The sequence below is a fragment of the Streptomyces sp. DF42 genome, from assembly GCF_058267695.1.
In genome coordinates this window covers 8,365,551-8,390,012 of sequence record NZ_CM177859.1, presented here as the reverse complement: position 1 = coordinate 8,390,012, position 24,462 = coordinate 8,365,551, and the positions used below count along the sequence as shown (strand labels likewise).

General features: G+C 71.0%; 26 protein-coding genes. 3 read left to right on the top strand and 23 right to left on the bottom strand.

Going from position 1 to position 24,462, the window contains the following annotated elements; all coding sequences use genetic code 11:
• Positions 1–463: 463 nt before the first annotated feature.
• Positions 464–706, bottom strand: a complete 243-nt coding sequence (locus ACYUED_RS38600; RefSeq protein ID WP_491289066.1) for a hypothetical protein — start codon at positions 704–706, stop codon at positions 464–466.
• Between the two features lie 104 nt (positions 707–810).
• On the opposite strand from ACYUED_RS38600, the gene ACYUED_RS38595 reads away from it, so the two are divergent.
• Complete coding sequence (locus tag ACYUED_RS38595; protein ID WP_491289065.1) at positions 811–1,197, top strand: hypothetical protein; 387 nt, start codon at positions 811–813, stop codon at positions 1,195–1,197.
• 79 nt (positions 1,198–1,276) lie between these two features.
• Here the strand turns inward: ACYUED_RS38595 and hypE are convergent, their stop codons facing one another.
• From hypE to ACYUED_RS38505, 18 genes are all read right to left on the bottom strand, one after another.
• Entirely contained in the window at positions 1,277–2,356 is a 1,080-nt protein-coding gene (gene hypE, locus ACYUED_RS38590) for a hydrogenase expression/formation protein HypE (protein WP_491289064.1), read from the bottom strand.
• On the bottom strand, positions 2,349–3,479 hold the full coding sequence (gene hypD / locus ACYUED_RS38585) for a hydrogenase formation protein HypD (RefSeq protein ID WP_491289063.1): 1,131 nt from the start codon (positions 3,477–3,479) through the stop codon (positions 2,349–2,351). Before hypD ends, hypE begins: the two co-directional genes overlap by 8 nt.
• Positions 3,476–3,781 carry a HypC/HybG/HupF family hydrogenase formation chaperone gene (locus tag ACYUED_RS38580; protein WP_491289062.1) on the bottom strand — a complete coding sequence of 102 codons (306 nt, stop codon included), beginning with the start codon at positions 3,779–3,781 and terminating at the stop codon, positions 3,476–3,478. Before ACYUED_RS38580 ends, hypD begins: the two co-directional genes overlap by 4 nt.
• Before the next feature lie 31 nt (positions 3,782–3,812).
• A complete protein-coding gene (gene hypF, locus ACYUED_RS38575) occupies positions 3,813–6,200 on the bottom strand; it encodes a carbamoyltransferase HypF (RefSeq protein ID WP_491289061.1) in 2,388 nt (795 codons plus the stop codon).
• A complete protein-coding gene (hypB, locus tag ACYUED_RS38570; RefSeq protein ID WP_491289060.1) occupies positions 6,197–6,952 on the bottom strand; it encodes a hydrogenase nickel incorporation protein HypB in 756 nt (251 codons plus the stop codon). Before hypB ends, hypF begins: the two co-directional genes overlap by 4 nt.
• Before the next feature lie 3 nt (positions 6,953–6,955).
• Positions 6,956–7,354, bottom strand: coding sequence for a hydrogenase maturation nickel metallochaperone HypA/HybF (locus ACYUED_RS38565; RefSeq protein ID WP_491289059.1), 399 nt, complete (start codon positions 7,352–7,354; stop codon positions 6,956–6,958).
• A gap of 143 nt (positions 7,355–7,497) precedes the next feature.
• Positions 7,498–7,602, bottom strand: a complete 105-nt coding sequence (locus ACYUED_RS38560; RefSeq protein WP_491289058.1) for a DUF6893 family small protein — start codon at positions 7,600–7,602, stop codon at positions 7,498–7,500.
• An 11-nt stretch (positions 7,603–7,613) separates the two neighbouring features.
• Positions 7,614–8,165 carry a hydrogenase maturation protease gene (locus ACYUED_RS38555; RefSeq protein ID WP_491289057.1) on the bottom strand — a complete coding sequence of 184 codons (552 nt, stop codon included), beginning with the start codon at positions 8,163–8,165 and terminating at the stop codon, positions 7,614–7,616.
• Positions 8,162–9,592, bottom strand: a complete 1,431-nt coding sequence (locus ACYUED_RS38550) for a hypothetical protein (protein ID WP_491289056.1) — start codon at positions 9,590–9,592, stop codon at positions 8,162–8,164. Before ACYUED_RS38550 ends, ACYUED_RS38555 begins: the two co-directional genes overlap by 4 nt.
• The gene (locus ACYUED_RS38545; protein ID WP_491289055.1) at positions 9,589–10,293 is read right to left on the bottom strand and encodes a DUF6084 family protein; all 705 of its coding nucleotides are present in this window, start codon (positions 10,291–10,293) and stop codon (positions 9,589–9,591) included. The genes ACYUED_RS38550 and ACYUED_RS38545 overlap by 4 nt, the downstream gene beginning before the upstream one ends.
• Positions 10,290–10,946 carry a DUF5947 family protein gene (locus tag ACYUED_RS38540; protein WP_491289054.1) on the bottom strand — a complete coding sequence of 219 codons (657 nt, stop codon included), beginning with the start codon at positions 10,944–10,946 and terminating at the stop codon, positions 10,290–10,292. The genes ACYUED_RS38545 and ACYUED_RS38540 overlap by 4 nt, the downstream gene beginning before the upstream one ends.
• Positions 10,943–11,485, bottom strand: a complete 543-nt coding sequence (locus ACYUED_RS38535) for a NifU-related iron-sulfur-binding protein (RefSeq protein WP_491289053.1) — start codon at positions 11,483–11,485, stop codon at positions 10,943–10,945. The genes ACYUED_RS38540 and ACYUED_RS38535 overlap by 4 nt, the downstream gene beginning before the upstream one ends.
• Positions 11,482–13,263, bottom strand: coding sequence for a nickel-dependent hydrogenase large subunit (locus ACYUED_RS38530; protein ID WP_491289052.1), 1,782 nt, complete (start codon positions 13,261–13,263; stop codon positions 11,482–11,484). The genes ACYUED_RS38535 and ACYUED_RS38530 overlap by 4 nt, the downstream gene beginning before the upstream one ends.
• Before the next feature lie 83 nt (positions 13,264–13,346).
• On the bottom strand, positions 13,347–14,420 hold the full coding sequence (locus ACYUED_RS38525) for an NADH-quinone oxidoreductase subunit B family protein (protein ID WP_491289051.1): 1,074 nt from the start codon (positions 14,418–14,420) through the stop codon (positions 13,347–13,349).
• Between the two features lie 102 nt (positions 14,421–14,522).
• Positions 14,523–16,265, bottom strand: coding sequence for an enoyl-CoA hydratase-related protein (locus tag ACYUED_RS38520; RefSeq protein WP_491294622.1), 1,743 nt, complete (start codon positions 16,263–16,265; stop codon positions 14,523–14,525).
• A 193-nt stretch (positions 16,266–16,458) separates the two neighbouring features.
• Positions 16,459–16,716, bottom strand: coding sequence for a hypothetical protein (locus tag ACYUED_RS38515; protein ID WP_491289050.1), 258 nt, complete (start codon positions 16,714–16,716; stop codon positions 16,459–16,461).
• Positions 16,703–17,017: a DUF6400 family protein gene (locus tag ACYUED_RS38510; RefSeq protein ID WP_491289049.1), complete on the bottom strand. Its 315-nt coding sequence runs from the start codon at positions 17,015–17,017 to the stop codon at positions 16,703–16,705. Before ACYUED_RS38510 ends, ACYUED_RS38515 begins: the two co-directional genes overlap by 14 nt.
• A 320-nt stretch (positions 17,018–17,337) precedes the next feature.
• Positions 17,338–18,162 (bottom strand): class I SAM-dependent methyltransferase, encoded by an 825-nt coding sequence (locus tag ACYUED_RS38505; protein ID WP_491289048.1) that lies wholly within the window; start codon positions 18,160–18,162, stop codon positions 17,338–17,340.
• Positions 18,163–18,402: 240 nt separating this feature from the next.
• On the opposite strand from ACYUED_RS38505, the gene ACYUED_RS38500 reads away from it, so the two are divergent.
• Together ACYUED_RS38500 and ACYUED_RS38495 are read left to right on the top strand one after the other, a co-directional pair.
• Positions 18,403–18,603 carry a hypothetical protein gene (locus tag ACYUED_RS38500; RefSeq protein ID WP_491289047.1) on the top strand — a complete coding sequence of 67 codons (201 nt, stop codon included), beginning with the start codon at positions 18,403–18,405 and terminating at the stop codon, positions 18,601–18,603.
• Between the two features lie 115 nt (positions 18,604–18,718).
• A complete protein-coding gene (locus ACYUED_RS38495) occupies positions 18,719–19,384 on the top strand; it encodes a hypothetical protein (protein ID WP_491289046.1) in 666 nt (221 codons plus the stop codon).
• Between the two features lie 27 nt (positions 19,385–19,411).
• On the opposite strand, the gene ACYUED_RS38490 is transcribed toward ACYUED_RS38495, so the two are convergent.
• The 4 genes from ACYUED_RS38490 to ACYUED_RS38475 all read right to left on the bottom strand — a co-directional run bounded on the left by ACYUED_RS38490 (position 19,412) and on the right by ACYUED_RS38475 (position 24,434).
• The gene (locus ACYUED_RS38490) at positions 19,412–20,938 is read right to left on the bottom strand and encodes an NCS1 family nucleobase:cation symporter-1 (protein WP_491289045.1); all 1,527 of its coding nucleotides are present in this window, start codon (positions 20,936–20,938) and stop codon (positions 19,412–19,414) included.
• A 118-nt stretch (positions 20,939–21,056) separates the two neighbouring features.
• Entirely contained in the window at positions 21,057–22,079 is a 1,023-nt protein-coding gene (locus tag ACYUED_RS38485) for a TIGR03842 family LLM class F420-dependent oxidoreductase (protein ID WP_491289044.1), read from the bottom strand.
• Positions 22,080–22,090: 11 nt separating this feature from the next.
• On the bottom strand, positions 22,091–23,494 hold the full coding sequence (hydA, locus tag ACYUED_RS38480) for a dihydropyrimidinase (RefSeq protein WP_491289043.1): 1,404 nt from the start codon (positions 23,492–23,494) through the stop codon (positions 22,091–22,093).
• A 97-nt stretch (positions 23,495–23,591) separates the two neighbouring features.
• Entirely contained in the window at positions 23,592–24,434 is an 843-nt protein-coding gene (locus tag ACYUED_RS38475) for a nitrilase-related carbon-nitrogen hydrolase (RefSeq protein ID WP_491289042.1), read from the bottom strand.
• Positions 24,435–24,462: the final 28 nt, after the last annotated feature.

The following is a 24,462-nucleotide window of genomic DNA, read 5'->3' as shown; positions in this document are numbered from 1 at the left end:
GTTCCGTGGAGCCGGCATGGATCTGGCCCTCGGCCTCCAAGAACCGCAGGCGAGGGGCATTCTGCTGGGCGATCCCCAGCTGCTCCCGTGGGGAGCAGCTGGGGAGTTTCTCGTCGCTCAGGGAGGCCCTGGGGAGTTCCAGCGACACGAACCCGTACCCCACCGAAAGAGAGTGAAAGGTACGTTCCCGCAGGTCACGGGCTCAAGAGGCTCCAAAACCCCAGGTCAATGCCCCACCCCCGGGGCCTCCATGCCGAAGGTGCCCTGGTGGGTGGGGCGGGTCGTGAAATGCATCTCTCACCTCAGTGTTTGTGTGCATCAGCCGACCTACCCAACATCACGACGGCAGTACCGTCGTCGACACCGCCGGCCCCGACCTCGGTGAGCTCATGGGCCAGGGCCTGTCCGGTCGGCGGGGAAGACCGACCCACAGGCCCTGGCGAATTCGGTGGCCCAAGCAGGATCAGAGGCGTCGGACCGTCTGCGTCGAGATCGTCGCTGAGCCCGGGAGATCGATCCGGCGGCGTCGGTCCGGCTGAACGACGAACGTCAGCACCGAGGCCTCCTCCTCGATCAGCGGGGCCAACGCGGCCTTGAATTCGGTGGAGGCCCGCGTACCAGCGGGGCGCGTGCGGCGGATCGCGTCTCCGGCGGCACGGTCGAGACGGGCGGACGGGCCGGTCCCGTCGAACTCGGAGAGGCCCAAAATGTGCCCAGAATTTCATGGAAGGTTACTATTTAGACAGCTTTACGACGAGTGACTGACCGTCTCCGTCTCCCCCAACTGACCATGGACAGGCAGGTCGGACCATGTCGAAGAAGCCACGTTCGTCCGAGCCACCGCACGGCAAGGGCCCCAGCCGTCACGACGGCGCAGGACAGCACGGCTGGTCACCCGATGTGGACGAGACACGTCAGCAGGACAACCCGAGCGCCGAGCGCTCCTTCCGTGCGGCGGAGCACGCCGACGAAAGAGGCCGGGGCCGGACCAAGTCCGCTGAGGAGACGAAGTCCGTTCCGGGTGACACGGTCAAGAGTCACGGTGGACGCGGCGAGGAGTACGGCGCGGCGGACGAGAAGGGCCGCCGGGACACCGGACGCAAGGGCCGCGCCCAGCGACCCAGCGGCGCCAGGGACGCCTCCGCCACGACCGGCGTGGACCCGCAGGATCCGCCGGCCGGGCGCCGACCGCGCTGACAGTCTGTTCGGCGCAGGCACGACCGGTCCCCGGTCCCTGACGCGCGAGGCCCAGCGAGGTTTGTGAAGGACGCCGCTGTCAGCAGATCCGCGGCAGCTGCTCCCCGATCGGCAGATCGACCACCCGAGTTCCGCCCAGGCCGGTGCCGGCCACGACCATGCCGGGATGCGCCTCGACGGCCTCGCCGATGATCACGGAGTCCTCGCCCAGCGGATGCGCCCGCATCGCCTCCAGGACGGCGTCGGCGTGCTCGCGCGGGACGAAGGCCACCAGCTTGCCCTCGTTGGCGATGTACATGGGGTCCAGGCCGAGGATGGCGCAGGCATTGGCCACGGCCTCCGGCACCGGGACATCGCGTTCCCGGATGGCCACCCCCGCACCGGAGGCCTCCGCGATCTCGTTGAGCGCGGCGGCCAGGCCGCCCCGGGTGGGATCGCGCACAACGTGCAGATCCGAGGTGACACCGAGCATGGCGTCGACCAGGCCGCCGAGCGGCGCGCAGTCGCTCTGGATCTCCACCCCGAACTCCAGGCCCTCGCGCACGCTCATGACCGCCACCCCGTGGGCACCGATGGCGCCGCTGACGATCACGACGTCGCCCGGGACGACCCGCTGCGGCCGCAGGTCGACGCCTGCGGGGACGAGACCGATGCCTGCGGTGTTGACGTAGATCCCGTCGCCGTGTCCGGCCTCCACCACCTTGGTGTCGCCGGTGGCCACCTCCACACCGGCGGTGCGCGCGGCCGCGCCCAGCGCCTCGGACACCCGCCTGACCACGTCCAGCTCGACGCCCTCCTCCAGGATGAATCCGCAGGAGAGGTAGGCGGCGCGGGCGCCGCTCATGGCGAGGTCGTTGACGGTGCCGTTGACCGCCAGATCGCCGATGCTGCCGCCGGGGAAGAACAGCGGCCGCACCACGTAGGAGTCGGTGGAGAACGCCAGCCGGGCACCGCCGAGGGAGAGGACGGCGGCGTCACCGAGCTGGGCGAGGAGCTCGCCTCCGAAGGCCGGGGCGAAGATCTGCTGGACCAGTTCGGCGGAGAGGACTCCGCCGCCTCCGTGGCCCATGACGACGCGGGGCCGGTCGCGTACCGGCGCCGGACACGTCCACCCTTCGATGTCCAGAGCGGGGACGGGGAGATCGGTGGTGTCAGACAACGGGGCTCGCCTCCCGGGCCGTCGTGGTGGTGGGCACGTCCAGACGTCGGTAGAGGTAGTAGGCGGCACAGGCGCCCTCGCTGGAGACCATGGTGGCTCCGAGGGGGGTGCGGGGGGTGCACAGGGTGCCGAAGGCCTCGCACTCGTGCGGCTTGAGAAGCCCCTGCAGAACCTCTCCGCTGCGGCACTCGGCGGGTTCCTCCGTCCGGATCCCGCCGACCGAGAAGCGGTGTTCGGCATCGTGGTCGCGGTACTTCGACGACAGCCGCCAGCCGCTGCCGGGAATCACGCCGATACCGCGCCAGGCCCGGTCGGTGACCTCGAAGACGTCCTCCAGCATGGCCCGGGCGGCCGGGTTGCCCTCCGGGCGGACGGCACGGGCGTAGGCGTTGTCGACGGTGTGCTCACCGCGTTCCAGCTGGCGGACGGCGCGGCGTACGCCTTCGAGGATGTCCAGTGGCTCGAAGCCCGTCACGACGATCGGGACACGGAAGCGTTCCGCCAGTTCCGGGTACTCCTCCACGCCCATCACGCTGCACACGTGCCCGGCGGCGAGGAAACCCTGTACCCGGCAGATCGGCGACGACATGATCGCCTCGATGGCGGGCGGTACCCGGACGTGGGACACCAGCATGCTGAAGTTGCGGATGCCCAGCTTCCGGGCCTGGTGGACCGTCAGGGCGTTGGGGGGCGCCGTCGTCTCGAAGCCGATGCCGAAGAACACCACCTCGCGGTCCGGGTTCTGGCGCGCGAGCCGCAGCGCGTCGAGCGGCGAGTAGACGACGCGCACGTCGCCGCCTTCCCCGCGGACCTGGAACAGATCCCGACCGGTGCCCGGCACGCGCAGCATGTCACCGAAGGAGCAGAAGATCACCCCCGGTCGGGAGGCGATCTCCAGCGCCTTGTCGATGACCTCCAGCGGGGTCACGCACACCGGGCAGCCCGGACCGTGGATCAGTTCGACCTCATCCGGAAGGAGTTGGTCGATGCCGTGGCGGATGATGCTGTGGGTCTGCCCCCCGCACACCTCCATCAGGGCCCACGGCCTGGTCACCGTGGCGTGGATGTCGTCAAGGAGCCGGCGTGCCAGCTCCGGGTCCTGGAACTCGTCGATGTACTTCACTTCCGCGCCTCCTGCACAGCGTCCTCGCCCGCCTCCACTGCCGCCGCCGCTTCCCAGGGGTCGCCGAACTCCTCCTGCAACATGCCGAGTTCGGCGAAGAGTTCGAGCGTCTGTCGCGCCGACTCCTCGTCCAGCCGTTGCAGCGCGAAGCCGACGTGGACGATGGCGTACTCGCCGACCTGGAGGTCGGGCAGGTACTCCAGGCACACCTCCTTGACCACTCCGCCGAAGTCGACGGTGGCCATCCGGGTACCGTCCCGGTCCTCGATGTCCAGCACTCTGCCGGGTACCGCCAGGCACATGGGCCTCTCCTCGCTGTGGGTCGCGCGTTGCTCAGTCGGTGGGAGTGGTGGCCCGGGCGGCCACCATCAGCTGGCCCAGCGCCAGGCCGCCGTCGTTCGGCGGCACCAGGTGGTGCCGCAGGACCGTGAAGCCGTCCTCGCGCAGGGTGGCGGCACAGGCCGAGGAGAGCAGCGTGTTGGCGAACACGCCGCCCGTCAGGGCGACCGTGTCCAGCCGGTGCCGCTCTCGCGCCAGTACGCAGATCCGGTGCACCAGGCCGGTCACGCCCCGGTGGAAGCGAGCCGCGACCGGGGCGGGCCCGACGCCCGCGCGCAGGTCGTCGACGATCGCCGCGAGTACGGGTGCCGGATCCGCCCGTACGGCGCCACCCCCGCCCGCCCGCACGTGGTGCAGGGCGAAGTCGTACGTGGTGGTGTCCTCGGCGGGTGCGCGCAGAGCGGCACCCTCCAGCTCGACGGCGGCCTGTGCCTCGTATCCGGCGCGGTGGCACACCCCGGCGAGAGACGACACGGCGTCGAAGAGCCGACCCATGCTGGAGGTGGGGACACAGTGCAGATTCCGCTCCAACTGCCGTTTCAGCAGGCGTAGTTCGTCGGGCGGGCAGGCGGCCGTACAGGCGAGGTCGGCCGACCAGTCGATCCCGGCCGCCATCAGGTGGGCCAGTGCCATGCGGTACGGACGGCGCACCGCGGCGTCGCCCCCGGGCAGCGGGACGTATGCAAGGTGCCCGAACCGGGTGAAGCCGTCATAGTCGGCGAGCAGGAACTCCCCGCCCCACACGGCTCCGTCGTCGCCGTGGCCGGTGCCGTCGAAGGCGACGCCGATCACCGTCCGGGTGCCGTCCATCCCGTGCTCGGCCATCGCGGAGGCGACGTGCGCGTGATGGTGCTGCACGCGTACGACGGGCCGGTGCGCCGCGTTCCGGTCGGCCCATCGGGCGGAGCGGTAGCCGGGATGCCGGTCGGACGCCAGGGTTTCGGGCTGTACCCCCGTGATGAACTCAAGCTGCTCCACGGCCCGTTGGAAGGCTCGCTGCGTGCCCAGGTCGTCCATGTCGCCGATGTGCGCCGACAGCCAGGCCCGGCGGCCCGCCCCCAGGCAGAAGGCGTTCTTCAGGTCTCCGCCGACGCCGAGAGCCGGCCGCACGGGCAGCGGCAGCGGAAGCGGAAGCGGGGCGTAGCCACGGGAGCGGCGGATCACCAGCGGCTGTCCGTCGCAGACGCGGACCACGGAGTCGTCGCACGGGACATGGATCGGCCGGTCGTGCGTCAGCCAGGCGTCGGCCAGGTGCGCGAGCCGTTCCAGGGCCTCGGTGTCGTCGGTGACGATCGGTTCGCCGGACACGTTGCCGCTGGTCATGACGAGGAGCCGGGGGCCGTCCGGGTCGCCGGGCAGACCGAGCAGCAGGTGGTGCAGGGGTGTGTACGGCAGCAGCACGCCGAGGTCGGGACTGCCGGGCGCGACGGCCTCGGCGGGCCGCGGGCCGCCGGCCGTGCACGACGCGTTCGTACGCCGCCTCATGAGGACGACCGGCCTGGCCCTGCCTTCGAGCAGGCTCCGCTCCTCGGGGCTCAGCCTCACGAGGTGGCGGACGTCGTCCGCGGTCCTGGCCATGACGGCGAACGGCTTGTCCCCGCGCGCCTTGCGGCGTCGCAGGAGTGCGACTGCCCCTTGGTTCGTGGCATCGCAGGCCAGGTGGTAGCCGCCCAGGCCCTTCACGGCGAGAATCGCGCCCCGGGCCAGCAAGGCGCGCGCCTCGGTGACCGGGTCCACCCCGTCGACCATCCGGGGGCCGGGCCGCCGGGCGACGAGCAGCCGCAGCCGCGGCCCGCAGACCGGGCAGGCGACCGGCTGCGCGTGGAAACGGCGGTCGGCCGGATCGGCGTACTCGCGGGCGCAGTCGGGGCACATCGGGAAGCCGGCCATGGTGGTGTGGGCACGGTCGTACGGCACGCCGGTGACGATCGTGAACCGCGGGCCGCAGTGGGTGCAGTTGACGAACGGGTGGCGGTGGCGCCGGTCCGCGGGGTCGGCCAGCTCGGCGAGACAGTCGGCACAGGTGGCGGAGTCCGGTGAGACCAGGGTGCGGGCCGGCCCGTCGGCGCGGGAGGTGAGGATCGTGAACCCGGTGCCGCCGACCGGAGGCGTCTCCCGGTGGTGGACGGACTCGACGCGGGCGAGCGGGGGGGCCTGGGCGGCGATCCGGTCGCAGAACCGGGCCACGGCCGAGGCGGTGCCCTCGACCTCCACGACGACGCCCTCCGGGGTGTTGGTCACGTGCCCGGCCAGGGCGAGTTCGGTGGCGAGGCCGTACAGGTAGGGCCGGAAGCCCACGCCCTGCACCACTCCCCGGACGGTGACCACGCGGCGTCGTGGGGTGTCCGCGGCGACGGCGGCCGGGGCCTGTGGAGCGCTCACGGGTGGGTGTGGGCCATCGTGCCGGTGGCCTCCGGGTGCGCGTGGGTGTGACCGTGGTGGGAGTGGGACCGGGCCATGACCGGTGCGTGGACGGGCGCGCCGTCCGCGGCCGCCATCGCCCGGTCGAGCAGCGCGCCGACTCCCTGTCCCCGGCGTGCCGAGGTCAGGATCACCTCGACTCCGGGGTTGACCTGCTCGATATTGGCGCGGAACGCGGCCTCGTCGAACTCGACGGCCTCCGCGAGGTCGCTCTTGGTGATCACGACGAGGTGGGCGAGGCCGAAGGCGGTGGGGTACTTGAGCGGCTTGTCCTCGCCCTCCGTCACGGAGGCGAGCGTGACCCTCAGCGCCTCCCCCAGGTCGTAGGAGGCCGGGCAGACCAGGTTGCCGACGTTCTCCACGAACAGCAGCCGGGTGTCGTCGGGCAACCACCCGTCCAGATGCCCGGCGAGCATCCCCGCCTCCAGATGACACAGTCCGTCGGTGAGGACCTGCTTGACCGGGACACCCGAACGCGCCAGGCGCGCCGCGTCGTTCTCGGTGGCGAGATCGGCGCTCAGCGCCGCGACGGGCACGGACTGCTCCCGCGCCCGCAGCAGTTCACGTTCCAGCAGCGCGGTCTTGCCGCTGCCCGGACTGGACAGCAGGTTGACGACCGCGGTGCCCCGGCCGGCGAGGTGAGCGCGCAGTTCGTGGGCGCTCGCGTCGTTCTTCGCGAGTACGGCCTGGCGCAGGTCGACGACACGACACATGGTTCAGCGCTCCTCGGAGATCGGTTCGCGGGTGGGTGCGTGCGTGGGCCCGCCGTCCACCCAGTGCACGTCGACGATCTGCAGTTCCCGGCCCGCGAGCAGCTCGGTGCCTGTCCCGTCGCAGACGGGACAGGTCAGCCGGGGTGGCATGCCGGCGGCCCATTCGTGTGCGCAGGGCGTGCAGCGGGCCCGCCCCGGCACCGCTTCGGTGACCAGTTCGGCGCCTTCCAGCAGGGTTCCGGCGCAGACCAGTTCGAAGCAGAAGGCGAGCGCGTCGGGTACGACGCCGGCCAGTTCGCCCACCTGCAGCCGTACCGATCGCACCGCCGTGACGTCACCGGCCCGCGCGGCGGCCTCTGCCACCTGGTCGACGACGGCGAGCGCGACGGACATCTCGTGCATGGGTCTCCGTCCTTCCGCGTCCTGCCTCAGGTCGGCCTTCATTAGAGGCGCGCGCCACCCGCTCGCCCGGCCAGGCACGCCGTCACCGGTCGGCAGGTACGCCGTTCGACGCAACCGCACGGCACACCGGTGGCGCCCGCGGTTCACATCCGTCGGATACGCAGGTAGCGCCTCAGGTCGGGGAACAGCTCAGCGCCGAGGGCTACCAGGGCCGCCAGGGCCGCTCCGCCGATGACGATCTTCTTCATCCTGTCTCTCCTCATGTCGAGATCCCACCGGCCGTGGCCCGCGGCGCGGACTCTCCCGGCTCCTCGTCGTGCAGCAGCTCCTCGATCAGCCGGACGGCCTCCGGTACGGCGTCGGACACCGGCGCGCTGAGCCCGATGCCCTCGTCCACCGAGGCCGGTTCGCAGCCGACGACCAGGACGCGGCGCGGTGGCTCGCCGCCGGTCCCGGCGCACAGGGTGCCCAGCAGCGTCAGGACGGCGTCGGGGGTCATCCGGTGGCCGTCCAGCGCGGGCGTGCCGGGCGAGGGGCTCCCGACGCCGACGTCGTGTTCGATCACGTAGAGCGTGCCGGGGGCTTCGCCGCGTGCCGTGGCGTCCACCAGGACGAGGGTGTCGTAGCCGTCCAGGAGCTGGTAGGCGAGATGCACTCCGCGCACCCCGATGTCCACGACCTCGACGTGCCCGGGCAGGTCGCGCCCGGCGAGCCGGCGGGTGGTCTCCACGCCGAAGCCGTCGTCCGACAGGAAGATGTTGCCGATGCCCGCCACGAGCGTCCTGGGGCCTGCCGGTGAGGAGGGGTTCATGCGTCGTCCTCCGCCAGGGTGACCTCGTCGGGCTGGAAGTACAGGAACCGTCCCTGCTCGCGGCGGATGTCGGCGCCCGGGTCGCCGTCGACGGTGACCGCCAGGTGCACCGCGCCGTCGACGTCGTGCAGCACCGCCTCGACCGTCGCGGTGCGGCCGTGCAGGAAGATGTCCTGCGCGTCGGTGCGGCGGCGGCCCGGGCGCAACTCGACGCGGTCGCCCTTGCCCACCCGTCGGCCGTCCACGACCACGTGGTCCCGCGCCGGGTCGAAGCCCGCCTCGCTCGCCGGGTCCCACCAGGGTGTGTCCGGCCGCTGCACGCCGTACTCGTCGGGGAAGCCGTCGTCCGGGGCGGCGGGGCCCCGGCCGGTCGCCTCGCGCAGACCGCGCACCGCCCCGTGCAGCCGCTCCAGGACCTCGGCCGGCATCGAGTCCGCCAGCTCGATCACGGCGGCCGCCCGCTCGTCGGTGCCCCGGGCCTCGCGCTTCTCCTCGTCGGTGAGGGCCGCGGTGCGCAGGGCGAGGATCTCGTCGATCTCGGTGGCGTCGTAGAGCGCGCCGGGACTCTCCGGCGCGATGGCCGGATGGTCCTCCAGGATGATCGGCGAGGACAGCACGAGGTCGGCGCTGCCTGTCTCGCCGGCGAGCACGGGCCAGGTGTGCAGGTTGCGGCAGGCGGCGACCGCGCCCTTCGCCCACTCCGGGGGATCGGTCATAGACAGGAACGATCCGGAGCTGAGGGCCATGAGGAGGTGGGTGGCCACCAGGGAGTGCGGCAGCGCCGCGTCCCGGTCGGCGCCACGGCCGTCGGACGGTGTCCAGTCGCTGGTGTTCTCGACGACGGCGGTCAGCCGCATGGCCCGGTAGGGGCCGTCGAGCTCGCGGGCGGACAGCCGGATCGTCCCGCTGATCTCCTCTGATCGCCGCAGGAGCCGGCCGACGGTGCGGCCGGCCGTGTCCAGGACCGGTTCGGTGTCCTCCCGGGCGGGGCGCCGGAAGGGATGCGTGACGCCGTCGCCGAGGAGGTCGTCCACCGAGGCGACCACCTCGACGCGCTCCTCGGCCCCCTCGTCCCAGGGCATCAGCACCCGGTCGTCGAGGTGGAGTTCGGCAACCGTGTCGAAGCCGCCGTCCGTGCGGGCCCGCTGCACCGTGCGCCGTCGGGCGTGCAGGAAGCGCACCTCGACCGACAGGGTCGCGCCGGCCCTCGGCTCCATCAGGCATTCGGTGTGCTGGAATTCGTGCTCCTCGCACTCGGCGCCCCAACCGGGGGGCACCAGCACCCCGAACTGCCAGCGCAGCCGGTTCTTGGCCGCCGAGGCGCGGTACGGGTAGAGCACGTAGCCCTCGAAGAGGACGGCGTCGGCCACCTGCCGGGCGAGGGCGAATCGCTCCTCCGTCTCGGACGCGAACGCGGTCACGGTCACGGATCCGTCCTTCCGGTGGTGCCGGTGAGCGCGCGCAGCGGGTCGCTCCGGGGCGGGTCCGCGCCGCCGCTGTCGTCGAGCAGGGCCTTGAGGGTCGCCTCCCAGGAGGGCAGCGCGCGCCGGGAGCGGTAGGCGAGGAGGGCGTCCATGGTGTCGCGCGGCAGCCTGATCCAGCCGCATCCGGGGAAGTGCTGCTCGACCATCTCCCGCCAGGTCGCGACCGGCATCCGGAAGACCGCCTCCCGGTCCCACGGGACCGGCTCGACCCGGAAACCGCCGGCTCCGGTGAACGCCGTACCGGAGAACAGCATCAGCAGCGGAACCTCGCCGCCGGTGAGGGCGGCGAGGTAACGGGTGGCGGCGATGTCCATGTCGTAGGTGCAGGGCACGACGAGGTCGGCTTCGGTCTCTCCGGTGAAGCCGGGGACCATGAGCGAGATCTGGGCGAACTGCACCGGCTGGAGTGTGCTGCCCCAGCGGGAGCGCTCGCCGAAGAGGTCCCCCAGCCCGTCGGCCTCGGCGGACTCGTAGCTGCGGCGGGCGGGTTCGATGCGGATCTGGCAGCGCAGCGCGAGGGCGTGCACGGGTGCGTGCACGGGCGTGTCCCCGGATGCGGTGACGCGCAGCCGGAAGACGAGGGTCGGTCCGGCGGCGTAGCGGTCGGCGCGGACGCCGGTGCAGGCGAAGGAGAACTCCGTCACGGGCGCACCGCCTCGCCCACCGGTCGGGCGCGTCGCATGACGTCCGCGAAGAACGCGTCCAGAGCGGCGCGGGCCTCGGCCCCGCCGTCGAAGCCCTGCCACAACAGGCGCATGCGGCCGACGAGTTCGTAGCAGATGTCGATAGGTACGAGGTGGCACTCGAAGCGGCCCTCGGTGCGGCGCAGCAGCAGCGCCTCCACGTCGGGTTCGAGCAGTTCGGCAAGGGGGCTGCGGCCGAGGACCGCCGTCCAGGTGGCCGGTTCGAGTTCGCTCTCGGTGGCTCCGGCCGGGCTCGGGTAGAGGGCGACGAGCCGGTCGAGCGCCGCGTTGCGGAACAGGAAGGCGACGCCGACCGGGATCTGCAACGCGTCCCACGCGCTCTCGTCGAGGCGGTGCCCGGGGTCGGTGAGGTAGCGGGACGGGACCGTGCGGAAGCGGCCCGCGGCGGCGCCGGGCTGTTCCATCAGCAGCGCACAGGCGGCGCAGGCGCAGACGAGGGCGCGTTTCTCGGTGTCGACCAGGTGGCGGTGGTCCGCCTCGGGCACAGCCACCGCGCACAGTTCACATCGCTCGGGCCGGGGCGCGCGCTCGGTGCGGAACTTTCGCAGGCCGGCGGGGCGCTCGTGCCGGGCGGGTGCCGGGGACGCGCTCATCGGGTCCTCGTCGGCGCCGGCCCGGTACCGATCTGGAGGAGGGCGGGCCCGGCGGGCTCGGTCTGTACGTCGACGGCCGTGACCTCCGGTGCGAAGCAGGCAAGGGCTGCCTGCGCGGCTTCCCGGGCGCCCGCGCCGGAGCCGCAACCACAGCCGCCGGCCTCCCGGGTCCGCAGGGTGAGGACGCCGCTCTCCTCGTCGAAGTCCACGAGGTCCAGGGCGTGTTCCTGGACGCTGTCCAGGGCCCTGGCGATGCGGGTGTCGCGGTCCTCGGGGTGCAGGTCGTGCAGGACGAGGAGGCTCGCGACGAGTTCGTCGCCGAGGAGGCCGGCGAGGGGGTCGTCGCCCGGGGCGGTGGACAGCAGGTGGAGGACGCGGGCCAGGCCGGAGCCGTAGAAGTCCATGAGGGAGCGGACGAGTTCCTCGGCGGCCGCCGCGGCGGCCGGGTCGCCGCTCGCGGTCAGCCGTTCCAGCACCTCCTCGACCCGGCGCCCGGTCTGTTCCGCGTCGACGGGGCGTGCCGCCGCCGGCGCGCTCATCCGCCCAGTCCGCTCAGGCCGGTGGGTACGTGCATCGACTTCACCGTCTTGCCGCCGCCGACATACATGTGGACGCCGCAGGGCAGGCAGGGGTCGAAGCTGCGGACGGCGCGCATGATGTCGATGCCCTTGAAGTTCTCCGGGGTGTTCTCCTCGAAGATCGGGGTGTTCTGCACGGCGTCCTCGTACGGGCCCGGGGTGCCGTAGGAGTCGCGGACGCTGGCGTTCCAGGGGGTGGGCGGGTACGGGTGGTAGTTGGCGATCTTGCCGTCCCGGATCACCATGTGGTGGGAGAGGACGCCGCGGACCGCCTCGGTGAAACCGACGCCGATGCCCTCCTGCGGCACCTCGAACTTCTCCCAGGTCTGGGTGCGTCCGGCGCGGACCTCCTCAAGGCCCTTCTCGGCGCAGTGCAGGGCGACTGCGGCGGCGTACGCCTGGAAGTAGGTGCGGGCGCGGTTGCGCTCCAGCGCGTTGGACCACTTCGGGATCTTCCACTCGAAGGTGGTCTCCGGCTTGGTCATCGTGCGCGGCAGGTTGATGACCACGCTGTGGCCGGTGGCCTTGACGTACCCGATGTCGACGAGCCCGGACAGGGCCGTGGACCACAGGCGGGCGATGGGGCCGCCGCCGGTGTCCAGGGCGAGGTGGTCCTTGCCGTCGAACCAGCGCGGGGACATGACCCAGCTGTACTTGTCGTCGAAGTCCCGCTTCTGCGGGGCGGGGATGGTGTGCTGGTTCCACGGGTGGCGCGGGTCCACCGGGTTGCCGAGCGGGTCGTGGGTGACGAACTGCTCCTGGCCCTGCCAGTCCTCGTAGTAGGAGCTGCCCAGCAGGATGCGGATGCCGAGGTTGATCTCGGTGAGGTCGTTGGTGACCAGCTTGCCGTCGACGATGATGCCGGGCGTGACGAACATCCGCCGGCCCCAGTCCGTCATGTTGGCGTAGGTGAAGTCGCAGTACTCGGGGTCGTTGAGCGCGCCCCAGCAGCCGAGCAGGACCCGCCTGCGGCCGACCTCCTCGTACCCGGGCAGTGCCTCGTAGAAGAAGTCGAACAGGTCGTCGTGCAGGGGCACGACGCGCTTCATGAACTCCACGTAGCGCATCAGGCGGCTGAGGTAGTCGGTGAAGAGCTGCACGGAGGCGACGGTGCCGACACCGCCGGGGTAGAGCGTGGAGGGGTGCACATGGCGGCCCTCCATCAGGCAGAACATCTCGCGCGTGTAGCGGCTGACCTGGAGGGCCTCGCGGTAGAACTCCCCTTCGAGGGGGTTCAGCGAGCGCATGATGTCAGCGATGGTGCGGTAGCCGTGCTCGGCCGCGTGCGGGGCCTCGGTGCGCTCGGCGAGTTCGAGGACGCCCGGGTTGGTCTCCCGGACCATCTTCTCGCAGTAGTCCACCCCGACCAGGTTCTCCTGGAAGATGTTGTGGTCGAACATGTACTCCGCGGACTCGCCGAGGTTGATGATCCACTCGCCGAGGTTCGGGGGCTTCACGCCGTACGCCATGTTCTGCGCGTACACCGAGCAGGTGGCGTGGTTGTCGCCGCAGATCCCGCAGATGCGGCTGGTGATGAAGTGGGCGTCGCGGGGGTCCTTCCCGCGCATGAAGACGCTGTAGCCGCGGAAGACCGACGAGGTGCTGTAGCACTCCGCGACCCGCTTCTGCTTGAAGTCGATCTTCGTGTGGATGCCCAGGCTGCCCACGATCCGGGTGATCGGGTCCCAGGCCATCTCCACCAGGCCGCTGCCGTCGCCGGCCGCCTTCGTCCTTGCCATCGTCTTTGCCGTGCCCTTCGTTGCGCGGGGGGTTCGGTTGTGGGGGGTGCACGAAGCAGAAGCGGGTCATTCGTAGTGGTGCGTCACCAGGGGGGCCGGTAACCGGTGGTGATCTTCCCTCCGGTACGGCGCCACTTGGGCTCCTTGTCCACCGTCTTCGCCGTGATCGAGCGCAGCCTGCGGACCACGGCTCCGTAGGCGCCGCTGGCCGTGCTGGAGACCTTGGCGCCGGGGGGCTCGTCCATGAACGGCATGAACTTGTCGGGGAACCCGGGCATGGTGCAGGCGATGCAGATGCCGCCGACGTTCGGGCAGCCGCCGATCCCGTTCATCCACCCGCGCTTGGGCACGTTGCACTTGACGACCGGACCCCAGCAGCCCAGCTTGACCAGGCACTTCGGGGAGTCGTACGACAGGGCGAACTCACCCTGTTCGTAGTAGCCCGCACGGTCGCATCCTTCGTGGACGGTGGCCCCGAACAGCCAGGTGGGCCGCAGCTTGTCGTCGAGCGGGATCATCGGAGCGGCGCCGGTCGCCTGGTAGAGCAGATACGTGAGCGTCTCGGAGAAGTTGTCGGGCTGGATCGGGCAGCCGGGGACGCACACGATGGGGATGCCGGCGTGGGACTTCCAGTCCCAGCCGAGGTAGTCCGGCACGCCCATCGCGCCGGTCGGGTTGCCCGCCATGGCGTGGATGCCGCCGTAGGTGGCACAGGTGCCGATCGCGACGACCGCCAGGGCCTTCGGGGCGAGCCGGTCGATCCACTCGCTGGTGGTGATCGGCTGGCCGGTCTCCGGGTTGTCGCCGAAGCCGCACCAGTAGCCCTCGGGCTTGATCGCCTCATTGGGGATGGAACCCTCGACGACCAGCACGAACGGGTCGATCTCGCCTCGCTCTCCCTTGAAGAACCACTCGATGAACGTGTCCGAGCCGCCGACCGGACCGCATTCGAAGTCGATGAGCGGCCAGTGGACAGCGATCTTCGGAAGCCCCGGCAGCGCGCCGAGGACGATCTCCTCGATGCTGGGCTGCATGGCCGCCGTCAGCGCGACCGAGTCGCCGTCGCAGCTGAGCCCCGCGTTGATCCAGAGAATGTGGATCGTGGGTGTCTCGTCGGCGGGCGCAGCGCCGTCGGTCTTCGCCGTCGCCTCAGTCATGGGACCGCCTCCTGGGGAGGTAAGGGATGAAAGCCTGCATTTCGGCCGTCGACCTTCTTCGTAGCAGCCGTCAGGCCGTGATGAGACGGCAGCGAGGGCCGTTCAGGTGACGTACTCGGCAGTGGGGACCAGGCCGGTTTTCGCAACCGCGGCCGGGCCGAGGTGCGGCGGGGTGCACGGTGGCCGCTCCTTGTGGACGAAGGAACGACGCAGAGCGTGATACGGGGCGTCGGGATCGTCGAAGGTCCGGCGCATCCGGGCGAGCTCCCGCTCACGGAAGCCGGCCAGCGGGGTCGCGCTCTGCAGCCGGTCCAGCTCGGTCTTCTTGGCGGCGATCCGTGACGCCGTCGCCGGCAGATCCGCCAGCCTGGCCGCCAGGCCGCCGACCTCTCGCGCGAAATCGTCGGGACCGCTGCCGACCAGGCGGTCGACGAGCCCGAGGCGCAGTGCGCCCGCCGAGCTCACCGGCAGAGCGTCACGCATGAGCCGTTCGGCCGTCTCGGGACCCACCCTGCGCGGCAGGGTGTGGGTCCAGTACTCCGAGCCGTGCAGGCCCATCAGGCGGTAGTGCGGGTTCAGCACGGCGCCCGTGCGGCACCACACCTCGTCGGCCGCCAGGGCGAGCATGACCCCGCCCGCCGCGGCGTTGCCCGCGATGGCCGAGACCACCAGCCGGTCCGTCGTCGTCAGGACCGCCTCGACCAGATCGTCGATGGCGTTGATGTTCGCCCAGGACTCGGCGGCCGGGTCGTCGGCCGCCTCGATGACGTTGAGGTGGATCCCGTTGGAGAAGAAGTCCCGTTCGCCGCCCAGCACGAGCACCGACGTGGGGCGCCCGCACGCTTCCCGGTAGGCGTCCAGCAGCCGTCGGCACTGCTCGGTGCTCATGGCGCCGCCGGGGAAGGAGAACGAGAGGAAGCCCACGTTCCCCTCCTCCCGGTAGCGGATGTCCGCCCAGGTACGGTGCCGCGCCCCGGGCAACAGGGGCGGGGCCTTCTCGGGCAGCGGCGGCAGCCGGTCACCCAGGGCCCGGACGGCCGGCAGTTTGAACGTGGGCGGCCGGCCGGGCCCGCGCCGGGGCCGCAGTTCGGGGATCCACACGGCGCCGTCCCGGGTGGCCCGGCAGACCGCCCCGGTCCGGGTCGCCAGCAACTCCCCGGGACGGCCGCGCAGCACGCTCTCGGGGTGACCGCCGTGCAGGTACCACTCGCCGCCGAGCAGCGTGTCCAGCACACCGGGCTGCGAGTCCGCCGCCCTCAGCTTGCGCAGGACGGTCCGCGTGGAGTCCTCGGCCCAGTCGATCCGCCGGACACTCTGGTCGAGGTAGGGACGCGGGCGCAGGCGCGCGTCGGCCGTGCCTGTCCTGTCCTGCTTGAGCGGTACGTGGGCGCCCCCGGCGAAACGCTCCACCGCGAGCAGGACGGCCTCGATCGCGGCGTCGGCGATCTCGCCCCGGTACAGATCGCTCTTGGACACCTCGGGAAGCCGGCACGGCACGGTGGCCCACACGTCACCGGCGTCCATCTCCTCGTCGGCCTGGAGGACGGTGACGCCCCATTCGTCGATGCCCTCGTGGATCGCCCAGTCCAGGGAGGACGGTCCGCGGTCGCCCACGGGCCCAGGGTGGACGACGAGGCAGGTGTGCGCCGCCCAGACCTCCCGGGGAATCGCCGACTTCAGCATCGGCGCCACGATGAGCTGCGGCGCATGCCGCCGCACGGCATCCGGCAGCGAGACGCCCGGCAGGGCGAGTTCCACCGCCACCCGGTGTCCACGGTCGCGCAGCTCGGCGTGGGCGCGCTGGGTCAGGCTGTTGAACGCACTGGCCAGGATCAGGATGTGCACGGCTGCCTCCGGGCGGACGAACGGCAGGCAGCGATGGCCGCCGACGCGATCCTCGGCCACGGCGGACCGCCGGGGCCGACGGCAGGCGGCGCGGTCATCCGAAAGCGGGTGCCGCTCCGCCGTCCGGCCTCACCGGCCACCGCCCGCGGCGGCACAGGCGGCCCCGCGACACCGAGTCAGCGGTGCTGAATGATCACCGTCGTCGCAGGCCGCTGGTGATGCGCTCCCACGGGGAGCGGGTGGCACCGAAATGGGTCTCGTGCGCCCAGATGTGCGTGCACGACCGGCACTGGAGGTGGAGCAGGCTGCCGACGTTGGAGAGGAGGTAGCGCCAGTGTTCGGTGCAGGTGCGTCCCTGCTCGCAGGTGGCGCACCCGCGACGGTCGTCGCAGTTCGGGCAGGCCACCCAGGCGCGACGCCCCACGTCTGCCTGCGGGTCAAGCGGCAGCATGGCCGTCCCCTCTCCGCGGCAGCACGCCGGCCGCGACCAGTTCGTCGTACACACGCTGCTGCTCCTCGCCGAGGCCGGAGTAGAGCAGCTCGTACGCCGCCTCCTCGCCGCGCAGTGCGGCGACGGGGTCCCAGTCGGGGCCGAGAGCGTCCAGGACATGAGCGCGCCGGAGCATTTCGTGTGAGCTCAGGTCGACGGCCAGGTCGACCGTGGGGAGGGCGTCGGGCCGGTCCGCCGCAGGCCTGCTCACCGCGGCGGGTTCGTCCGGGTCGCCGGGAAGGGCGCGGTCGTGGGTGGACATGGGACCGAACGTAGGTAAGCGATCCTCGCCCCGGCAAGAGCAGGTGGGGGACGTCACAACAGGCACGGGCGTCCGGGACACCCGGAGGCGGACCACCTCGGCCGGGTGGAGTGCGGCGAATTCCTCGCACCGCGGGGGTACGCCCCCGGGAGAGCGGCCCACGGCCGACCCCGACGAGGCCCGGTCGACGCACGACGGCGGTCGGCACCTCGTCGGACGACGCCCGCGGCGCCGAAGCCGGGGTGGGGGGTGTGGTCGCCCTCGACGGCATCGACGTCCAGCAGCACCGAGGACGCCACCTGCTCACCGCTGTCACCTGCTCACCGCTGTCGTCTGCCCACCGTGAGCAGGTGTCCGCTCGCGCCCAGCAGCGTCGGCTCCGACTCGATGCGGCGGGTCGCCGCAAGGACGGCCTCGCGGCGTTCCGGGTCGTCCAGCCAGCCCTCGACACCACCCATCAGCCAGGCGAGGCCCTCCAGGCCGTACTGGCCCTCCGGTACGAGACCGGCGTCGGTGAACTCGCCGGGCACCTCTGCGGGTTGGGCGAAGTAGGCGACGGTGAAGGGGCCATCGCCGCCGTGCCGGCCGTCGCTGCTCGCCGCGTCGGTGCGAACCCGCTGTTCCGGGTCGAAGTAGCGCTCCTCGCGGAGCAGGTCGTGCAGCCCCGCGTACCGGTTGATGGTGGCCGCCACGACCGGCCCGCCCGGCCGCACCACCCGACGCGCCTCGGCCAACGCCCTTACTCGGTCGGCCCGTTCGAGCAGGTGGTACAGGGGGCCGAGCAGCAGCACCGCGTCGTACGAGGCGTCCTCGTCCGGCAGCGACCGCGCGTCCCCGGACCGCGCGCTCACCCCGGGCAGCCGGGCGGCCTGTTCGACGTGCAGCGGCACCGGGTCGAGGAGGTGGACCTCGTACCCGTCCCGGGCCAGCCACTCCGCGTGCACCCCGCTGCCGCCGCCGACGTCCAGCAGCCGCGCGGGGGCCGGAGGCAGAACCCGTCGCAGCACGTCCTGCGTACGCCAGAACTCCAGCCGGCCGGCGGGTGCGCCGCCTTGTCTGAGGCGGGCGTCCTCCTTGCCGCGTGCGTAGTAGCCGAGGATGGCCTCGTGGAGGGCGGGGCTCTGCGGGCGCGTCGTCTCCGTCATCGCCCCAGGCTGCTGAACCGTGCGCGCGGCGTGCAACCGGTTATGCCCGGCGCGGGGCCACCAGCCCCGACTCGTAGGCGAGCACGACCAGTTGGGGAGGCCCGGCCCCGAGTCCGTCCACGAGTCCGCCGCGGCGCTCAAGGCCATGCCGTCCCGCTCCGGCACCGACCCCGACCGCGTCCGGGCGGTCCTGGAGGGCCGGGAGAACGCCGAGATCGAGCCGGTCACCGTGGAGACGGCATGGGCCGGGACGCGGCGGACGCGGTCGGCTTCGTCCTGTCCCGCGCATCCAGCGGCACGGTCCCCTCCGCCGGGACCACTGCGGCTCTTGAGGACTCCCTGCGCTCGTACGAGTCGAAGTACGGTTGCGGTTCGCGGGAGCGTCCGGCTCGTCACCGCGAACCGGCCGCGCCGAGTGCCCGTCGGCGCCGCGTCCGGTAACCGCGCGGGCACGGAGCGAGTTGACACTTCCGTCTCACAGGGACTCATGTGAGACTGGCGCCCCGTCCGCAGTGCGGACCTCCTCCGCACACCGTCCCCCACCGAAAAGTGTGCCGTGCGCGATTTTCCTCTGCCGCTCGCTCTGACCGCGCGTCTGTCCCCGGTCGTCGTGCTGGCCGCGGCCGGCTGGGCGCTGTCGTCCGGTCCCGCGGCGACGTCGGATGCCGGGCACAAGGAGGCGCCGAAGACCGGCACCCGGTCGGCCACCGCCCCCTCGACGACCGCGGAGTCCAAGGCGTACGCCGCCGCTCCCGCGCCGTGCGGCAGCATCGCCGTGAAGACGCTCAACTCGCTCGTTCCGGGTGCCAAGACGGCGGGCAAGGAGATCAGGTCGACGGACGCGAAACTCCGCCGCACCTGCTCATGGAACGCGCTCAAGGGCTACGACTACCGCTGGCTCGATGTGTCCTTCGAAGTGATGAACTCGGACACAGCGGCGCAGAAGTCGTACAAGGATCGAATTACGGACAAGAGTGGCGGAGGGGTCGTTCCCGGACTCGGTGACGCGGCCTACTCCGTCGTGAATCTCTCCACCGAGGACAAGCAGCAGACGCGCGAGGGCGTGGTGATCGCCCAGGCGTCCAATGTGCTGGTGGTCATCACCTACAACGGCAGCGACTTCGAGTCGAAGAAGGCGCCCGGCACGGACGAGATCAACAAGGGTGCCATCAAGGCAGCGAAGGAAGCGGTGGCGGCCTTGGAGGACGGCCAGAAGAGCTGACCGTCCTCCCGCCTTGCCAGGATCCGCTCAGGCCTCGATGCGGTCCTTGCCGCGCAGCAGCATCAAGACCACGTACAGCACCATCGAGGTGCCGAGGCCGACCGCCCAGCCGTAGTCGGCGAGCGGCTTCAGCGCCGGGAGCGGCCGTCCGTCGACCAGCGGCTTGAAGGTGGCGCCGCCGACGGCCAGGACACCGCCTGCCACGAAGGCGACGACGGCCCGCCAGTTCCAGCCGCCCTCGTACCAGTAGCGGCCCCCCGGGCGGTACAGGTCGACGAGGTCCAGCTTGCCCCGGCGCAGGATCCAGTAGTCGGCGATGAGGATGCCGGCGACCGTGCCGAGCAGACCGCCGACCAGACCGAGCCAGGTGAAGATGTAGCCCTGCGGGTCGGAGTACAGCTTCCACGGGAAGATCAGCACGCCGAGGACGCAGGTGACGAGGGCTCCGGCGCGGAAACTGACCTTCCGTGGCGCGACGTTGGAGAAGTCGAAGGCCGGCGAGACCAGGTTGGCCGCGATGTTCACGGACAGGGTCGCCACCAGCACGGTCACCAGCGCGAACAGCAGCCCGAAGACGTTGTCCGTCTTGGCGGCGAGCTGTACCGGGTCCCAGATCGTCTCGCCGTACACGGCCTGCGAACCGGAGGTGACGAGCACGGAGAGCAGCGCGAACAGGGTCATGGTCGTAGGAAGACCGAGGGCTTGTCCCCAGGTCTGCGCCTTCTGGCTCTTGCCGTACCGGGTGAAGTCCGGGATGTTCAGCGACAGCGTGGACCAGAAGCCGATCATGCCCATGAGGGAGGGCCAGAACAGCTTCCAGAAGTCTCCGCCCCAGCCGAGCTTGGAAGGCTGGTCGAGCAGCGGACCGAAGCCGCCGGCCTTGTTGCTCATCCAGATCAGCATCACGACGGCACCGACGATGACGAAGGGCGCCGCCCAGTTCTCGAAGCGGCGGATCGTCTCCATGCCCCGGTAGATGATGGCGACCTGGATCACCCAGAAGATCGCGAACGACAGCCACATGGTCCAGGCGTAGCCGCCCACGTGCGAGGTGTTGGCCCAGCTGTCGCCGATGAGCTTGCCGGCCAGGAAGTAGATCGCCTCACCGCCGATCCACGTCTGGATGCCGAACCAGCCGCACGCCACCAACGCCCGTACGACAGCCGGGAGGTTGGCGCCCCGGATGCCGAAGGAGGCCCGGGCGAAGACCGGGAAGGGGATGCCGTACTTCGGTCCCGCGTGGCCGGTGAGCAGCATCGGGACCAGCACGATCACGTTGGCCAGGCCGATGGTGAACACCGCCTGCTTCCAGTCCATGCCGACGGCGATCAGACCGGAGGCGAGGGTCCAGGAGGCCGTGTTGTGGGCCATGCCGACCCACAGGGCGGAGAAGTTGTACGTGGTCCAGGTGCGCTTCTCGACGGGGACCGGGAGCAGGTCCTCGTTGGCGTACGGCCCGCTGGGCAGCGGGGACCCCGGCGCGATCTCCACGCGCCCGTCGGCGAGGGTGACTTGGGCTGTCGGCGGTATGGCCGTGGGAGCGGTGTCGGTCATGGGCAGGCCAATCAATGAAGGGTGGGTCCGGAAAGGCCGTGCGGGGTCTCCGGCCCCTCCCCGGGGAGGGGAGGGGAGAACTGGAGTGGGGGGTGGGGAGGGAACTGAGCGGTGGGGGTCAGGAGTTGACCGCGGGGATGACCTTCGCACCGTACGCGTCGATCACGGCCTCCTGCGCGTCGTGCATGTCGTACACGGCGAACTGGTCGACGCCCAGCTCGCGCAGCGCGTTCAGCTTCTCCACGTGCTTCTCGACCGGCCCGATGACGCAGAACCGGTCGACGATCTCGTCGGGCACGAACTGGGTGTCGGGGTTGTCCGCGCGCCCGTGGTGCGAGTAGTCGTACCCCTCGCGGGCCTTGATGTAGTCGGTGAGTTCCTCGGGGACCTGGGCGGAGTGCTCGCCGTACTTGGAGACGAGGTCGGCGACGTGGTTGCCGACCATGCCGCCGAACCAGCGGCACTGGTCACGGGCGTGCGCCAGCGCCTCGGGCGAGTCGTCCTCGGTGACGTAGGCGGGGGCGGCGACGCAGACTCTGACGTCGTCGGGGTTGCGTCCGGCGGCGACGGCCGCCTCCTTGACCGCCTTGACCATGTACTCGGTGAGGTAGAGGTCGGAGAGCTGGAGGATGAAGCCGTCGGCCTCCTCGCCGGTCATCTTCAGGGCCTTCGGGCCGTACGCCGCCATCCATACGGGGAGTTCGGCGCCCGGCTTGATCCACGGGAACCTGACGACCGTGCCGCCGCCGAGGTCGGCCTCCTCGCCGCGGCCGAGGGCGCGGATCACCCTCATCGCGTCGCTGATGCGGGCCAGGGTGTTGGGCTTGCGGCCGGCGACACGCATCGCGGAGTCGCCGCGGCCGATGCCGCAGACGGTGCGGTTGCCGAACATGTCGTTCAGGGTGGCGAAGGTGGAGGCGGTGACCTCCCAGGTGCGGGTGCCCGGGTTGGTGACCATCGGGCCGACCGTCAGCTTCGTGGTGTTCGACAGGATCTGACTGTAGATCACGAACGGCTCCTGCCAGAGCACGGCGGAGTCGAAGGTCCAGCCGTACGTGAAGCCGTTGCGCTCGGCCCGCTTCATCAGGCTGACGACCTTCGAGGCCGGCGGGTCGGTCTGCAGGACGAGTCCGAAGTCCATAAGCGCCACTCCTAGTTGAGGTACTGACAGGTGGAGCGCGGGGTGTATACGCCGTGGCCGGCGTGTCCGGTGTACTCCCGCTCGTTGATGACGACTTCGCCGCGCGAGAGGACCGTCTCGACGCGGCCGGTGGTGCGCTTGCCCTCGTAGGCCGAGTAGTCGACGTTCATGTGGTGCGTCTCCACCGACATGACCTGCTCGGCGTTCGGGTCGTAGATGACGATGTCGGCGTCGGCGCCCGGGGCGATGGTGCCCTTCTTCGGGTACATGCCGAACATCCGGGCCGGGGCCGCGCAGGCGATCTCGATCCAGCGGCGGCGCGAGATGTGCCCGTCGACGACGGCCTGGTGGAGCAGGTCCATACGGTTCTCGACGCCCGGCAGGCCGTTGGGGATCTTCGAGAAGTCCCCTCGCCCCAGTTCCTTCTGGCCCACGAAGCAGAAGGGGCAGTGGTCGGTGGAGACGACCTGGAGATCGTTCGTCCTGAGCCCCTGCCACAGCTTGGCCTGGTGCTCCTTGGGGCGAAGCGGCGTGCTGCACACGTACTTCGAGCCCTCGAAGTCCGGCTCGGCGAGGTTGTCGGTGGACAGGAACAGGTACTGCGGGCAGGTCTCGCCGAAGACGGGGAGCCCCTCGTCGCGCGCCCGCGCCAGCTCGGCGACCGCCTCCATCGCCGAGACGTGCACGACGTAGAGCGGAGCGCCCGCGACCTGGGCGAGCCTGATGGCGCGGTGTGTGGCCTCGGCCTCCAGCAGGGCCTTGCGGACCTCGCCGTGGTAGCGCGGATCGGTCTCACCGCGCGCCAGCGCCTGCTCCACCAGTACGTCGATCGCGATGCCGTTCTCGGCGTGCATCATGATCAGGCCGCCGTTCTCGGCGGAGCGCTGCATGGCGCGCAGGATCTGGCCGTCGTCGGAGTAGAAGACGCCGGGATAGGCCATGAACTGCTTGAAGGAGGTGACGCCTTCCTCGACGAGGTGGTCCATCTCCTTGAGCGTCCCCTCGTTCACATCGGAGACGATCATGTGGAAGCCGTAGTCGATCGCGCAGTTGCCCTCGGCCTTCGCGTGCCAGGCGTCCAGGCCCTCGCGCAGGGAGCGGCCGACGCTCTGCACCGCGAAGTCGACGATCGTGGTCGTACCGCCCCAGGCGGCCGCCCGGGTGCCGGTCTCGAAGGTGTCGGAGGCGAAGGTGCCGCCGAACGGCAGCTCCATGTGGGTGTGGGCGTCGACGCCACCGGGGATGACGTACTTCCCGGTGGCGTTGATGACCCGGTCGGCGCTGAACGTCTCGGCTGCGGGCGTGCCGGAGGCGGCGAGGGCGGCGATGCGGCCGTCCTCGATCAGCACGTCGGCGTGGATCTCGTCGGACGCGGTGATGACGAGGCCACCGCGGATGACGGTACGGCTGCTCATGGCGCTCCGCTCGGTTGTGGTCGACAGGTGCGGGTCGTGTGTGGCTGTTCGCGCAGTTGCCCGCGCCCCTTCGGGGCGCGGGTGCCGCCGTCGGCTGTTACGGCGCCGTCAGCGGGGCGTACGCGTCGGGACGGCGGTCGCGGAAGAACTGCCAGCGGTCGCGGACCTCCCGCAGCTTGGCCAGGTCCAGGTCGCGGACGACGAGCTCGGTCTCCTTGTCGCTGGCCACCTCCCCCACGAACTGGGCCTCCGGGTCCACGAAGTACGAGGTCCCGTAGAAGTCGTTGTCGCCCAGCTCCTCGACCCCGACCCGGTTGATCGCGCCGACGAAGTACTCGTTGGCGACGGCCGCAGCGGGCTGCTCCAGCTGCCAGAGGTAGCCGGACAGACCCCTGGACGTGGCCGACGGGTTGAAGACGATCTCGGCGCCCTCCAGCCCCAACGCCCGCCAGCCTTCCGGGAAGTGGCGGTCGTAGCAGATGTAGACGCCGATCCTGCCGACGGCCGTGTCGAAGACGGGCCAGCCGGCGTTGCCCGGGCGGAAGTAGAACTTCTCCCAGAATCCGGGCACTTGGGGGATGTGGTGCTTGCGGTACTTGCCGAGGTACGAGCCGTCCGCGTCGATCACGGCGGCCGTGTTGTAGAGGACGCCGGGCTGCTCCTCCTCGTACATCGGCAGGATCAGGACGATGCCCAGTTCCCTGGCCAGCGCCTGGAAGCGCTTGACGATGGGGCCGTCCGGGATCTGCTCGGCGTACTCGTAGAACGCCTTGTCCTGGACCTGGCAGAAGTAGGGCCCGTAGAACAGCTCCTGGAAGCACAGGACCTGAGCACCCTGCGCGGCCGCGTCGCGGGCCGCCTGCTCGTGCACCTGGATCATCGACTCCTTGTCGCCCGTCCACGCGGTCTGGAACAGGGCGGCACGAATCACTCGGCTCATCGGGACCTCCGGTCGCTCGGTGTTCGAG

Coding starts and splice junctions, on each gene's coding strand:
- ACYUED_RS38565 (WP_491289059.1), bottom strand. CDS start 7,354: ATGCACGAGATGTCCGTCGCGCTCGCCGTCGTCGACCAGGTGGCAGAG.
- hydA (WP_491289043.1), bottom strand. CDS start 23,494: ATGAGCAGCCGTACCGTCATCCGCGGTGGCCTCGTCATCACCGCGTCC.
- ACYUED_RS38530 (WP_491289052.1), bottom strand. CDS start 13,263: ATGGCAAGGACGAAGGCGGCCGGCGACGGCAGCGGCCTGGTGGAGATG.
- ACYUED_RS38595 (WP_491289065.1), top strand. CDS start 811: ATGTCGAAGAAGCCACGTTCGTCCGAGCCACCGCACGGCAAGGGCCCC.
- ACYUED_RS38515 (WP_491289050.1), bottom strand. CDS start 16,716: ATGCTGCCGCTTGACCCGCAGGCAGACGTGGGGCGTCGCGCCTGGGTG.
- ACYUED_RS38485 (WP_491289044.1), bottom strand. CDS start 22,079: ATGGACTTCGGACTCGTCCTGCAGACCGACCCGCCGGCCTCGAAGGTC.
- ACYUED_RS38525 (WP_491289051.1), bottom strand. CDS start 14,420: ATGACTGAGGCGACGGCGAAGACCGACGGCGCTGCGCCCGCCGACGAG.
- ACYUED_RS38500 (WP_491289047.1), top strand. CDS start 18,403: ATGGGCCGGGACGCGGCGGACGCGGTCGGCTTCGTCCTGTCCCGCGCA.
- ACYUED_RS38560 (WP_491289058.1), bottom strand. CDS start 7,602: ATGAAGAAGATCGTCATCGGCGGAGCGGCCCTGGCGGCCCTGGTAGCC.
- ACYUED_RS38505 (WP_491289048.1), bottom strand. CDS start 18,162: ATGACGGAGACGACGCGCCCGCAGAGCCCCGCCCTCCACGAGGCCATC.
- hypB (WP_491289060.1), bottom strand. CDS start 6,952: ATGTGTCGTGTCGTCGACCTGCGCCAGGCCGTACTCGCGAAGAACGAC.
- ACYUED_RS38475 (WP_491289042.1), bottom strand. CDS start 24,434: ATGAGCCGAGTGATTCGTGCCGCCCTGTTCCAGACCGCGTGGACGGGC.
- ACYUED_RS38535 (WP_491289053.1), bottom strand. CDS start 11,485: ATGAGCGCGCCGGCGGCGGCACGCCCCGTCGACGCGGAACAGACCGGG.
- ACYUED_RS38555 (WP_491289057.1), bottom strand. CDS start 8,165: ATGAACCCCTCCTCACCGGCAGGCCCCAGGACGCTCGTGGCGGGCATC.
- ACYUED_RS38510 (WP_491289049.1), bottom strand. CDS start 17,017: ATGTCCACCCACGACCGCGCCCTTCCCGGCGACCCGGACGAACCCGCC.
- ACYUED_RS38580 (WP_491289062.1), bottom strand. CDS start 3,781: ATGTGCCTGGCGGTACCCGGCAGAGTGCTGGACATCGAGGACCGGGAC.
- ACYUED_RS38490 (WP_491289045.1), bottom strand. CDS start 20,938: ATGACCGACACCGCTCCCACGGCCATACCGCCGACAGCCCAAGTCACC.
- ACYUED_RS38540 (WP_491289054.1), bottom strand. CDS start 10,946: ATGAGCGCGTCCCCGGCACCCGCCCGGCACGAGCGCCCCGCCGGCCTG.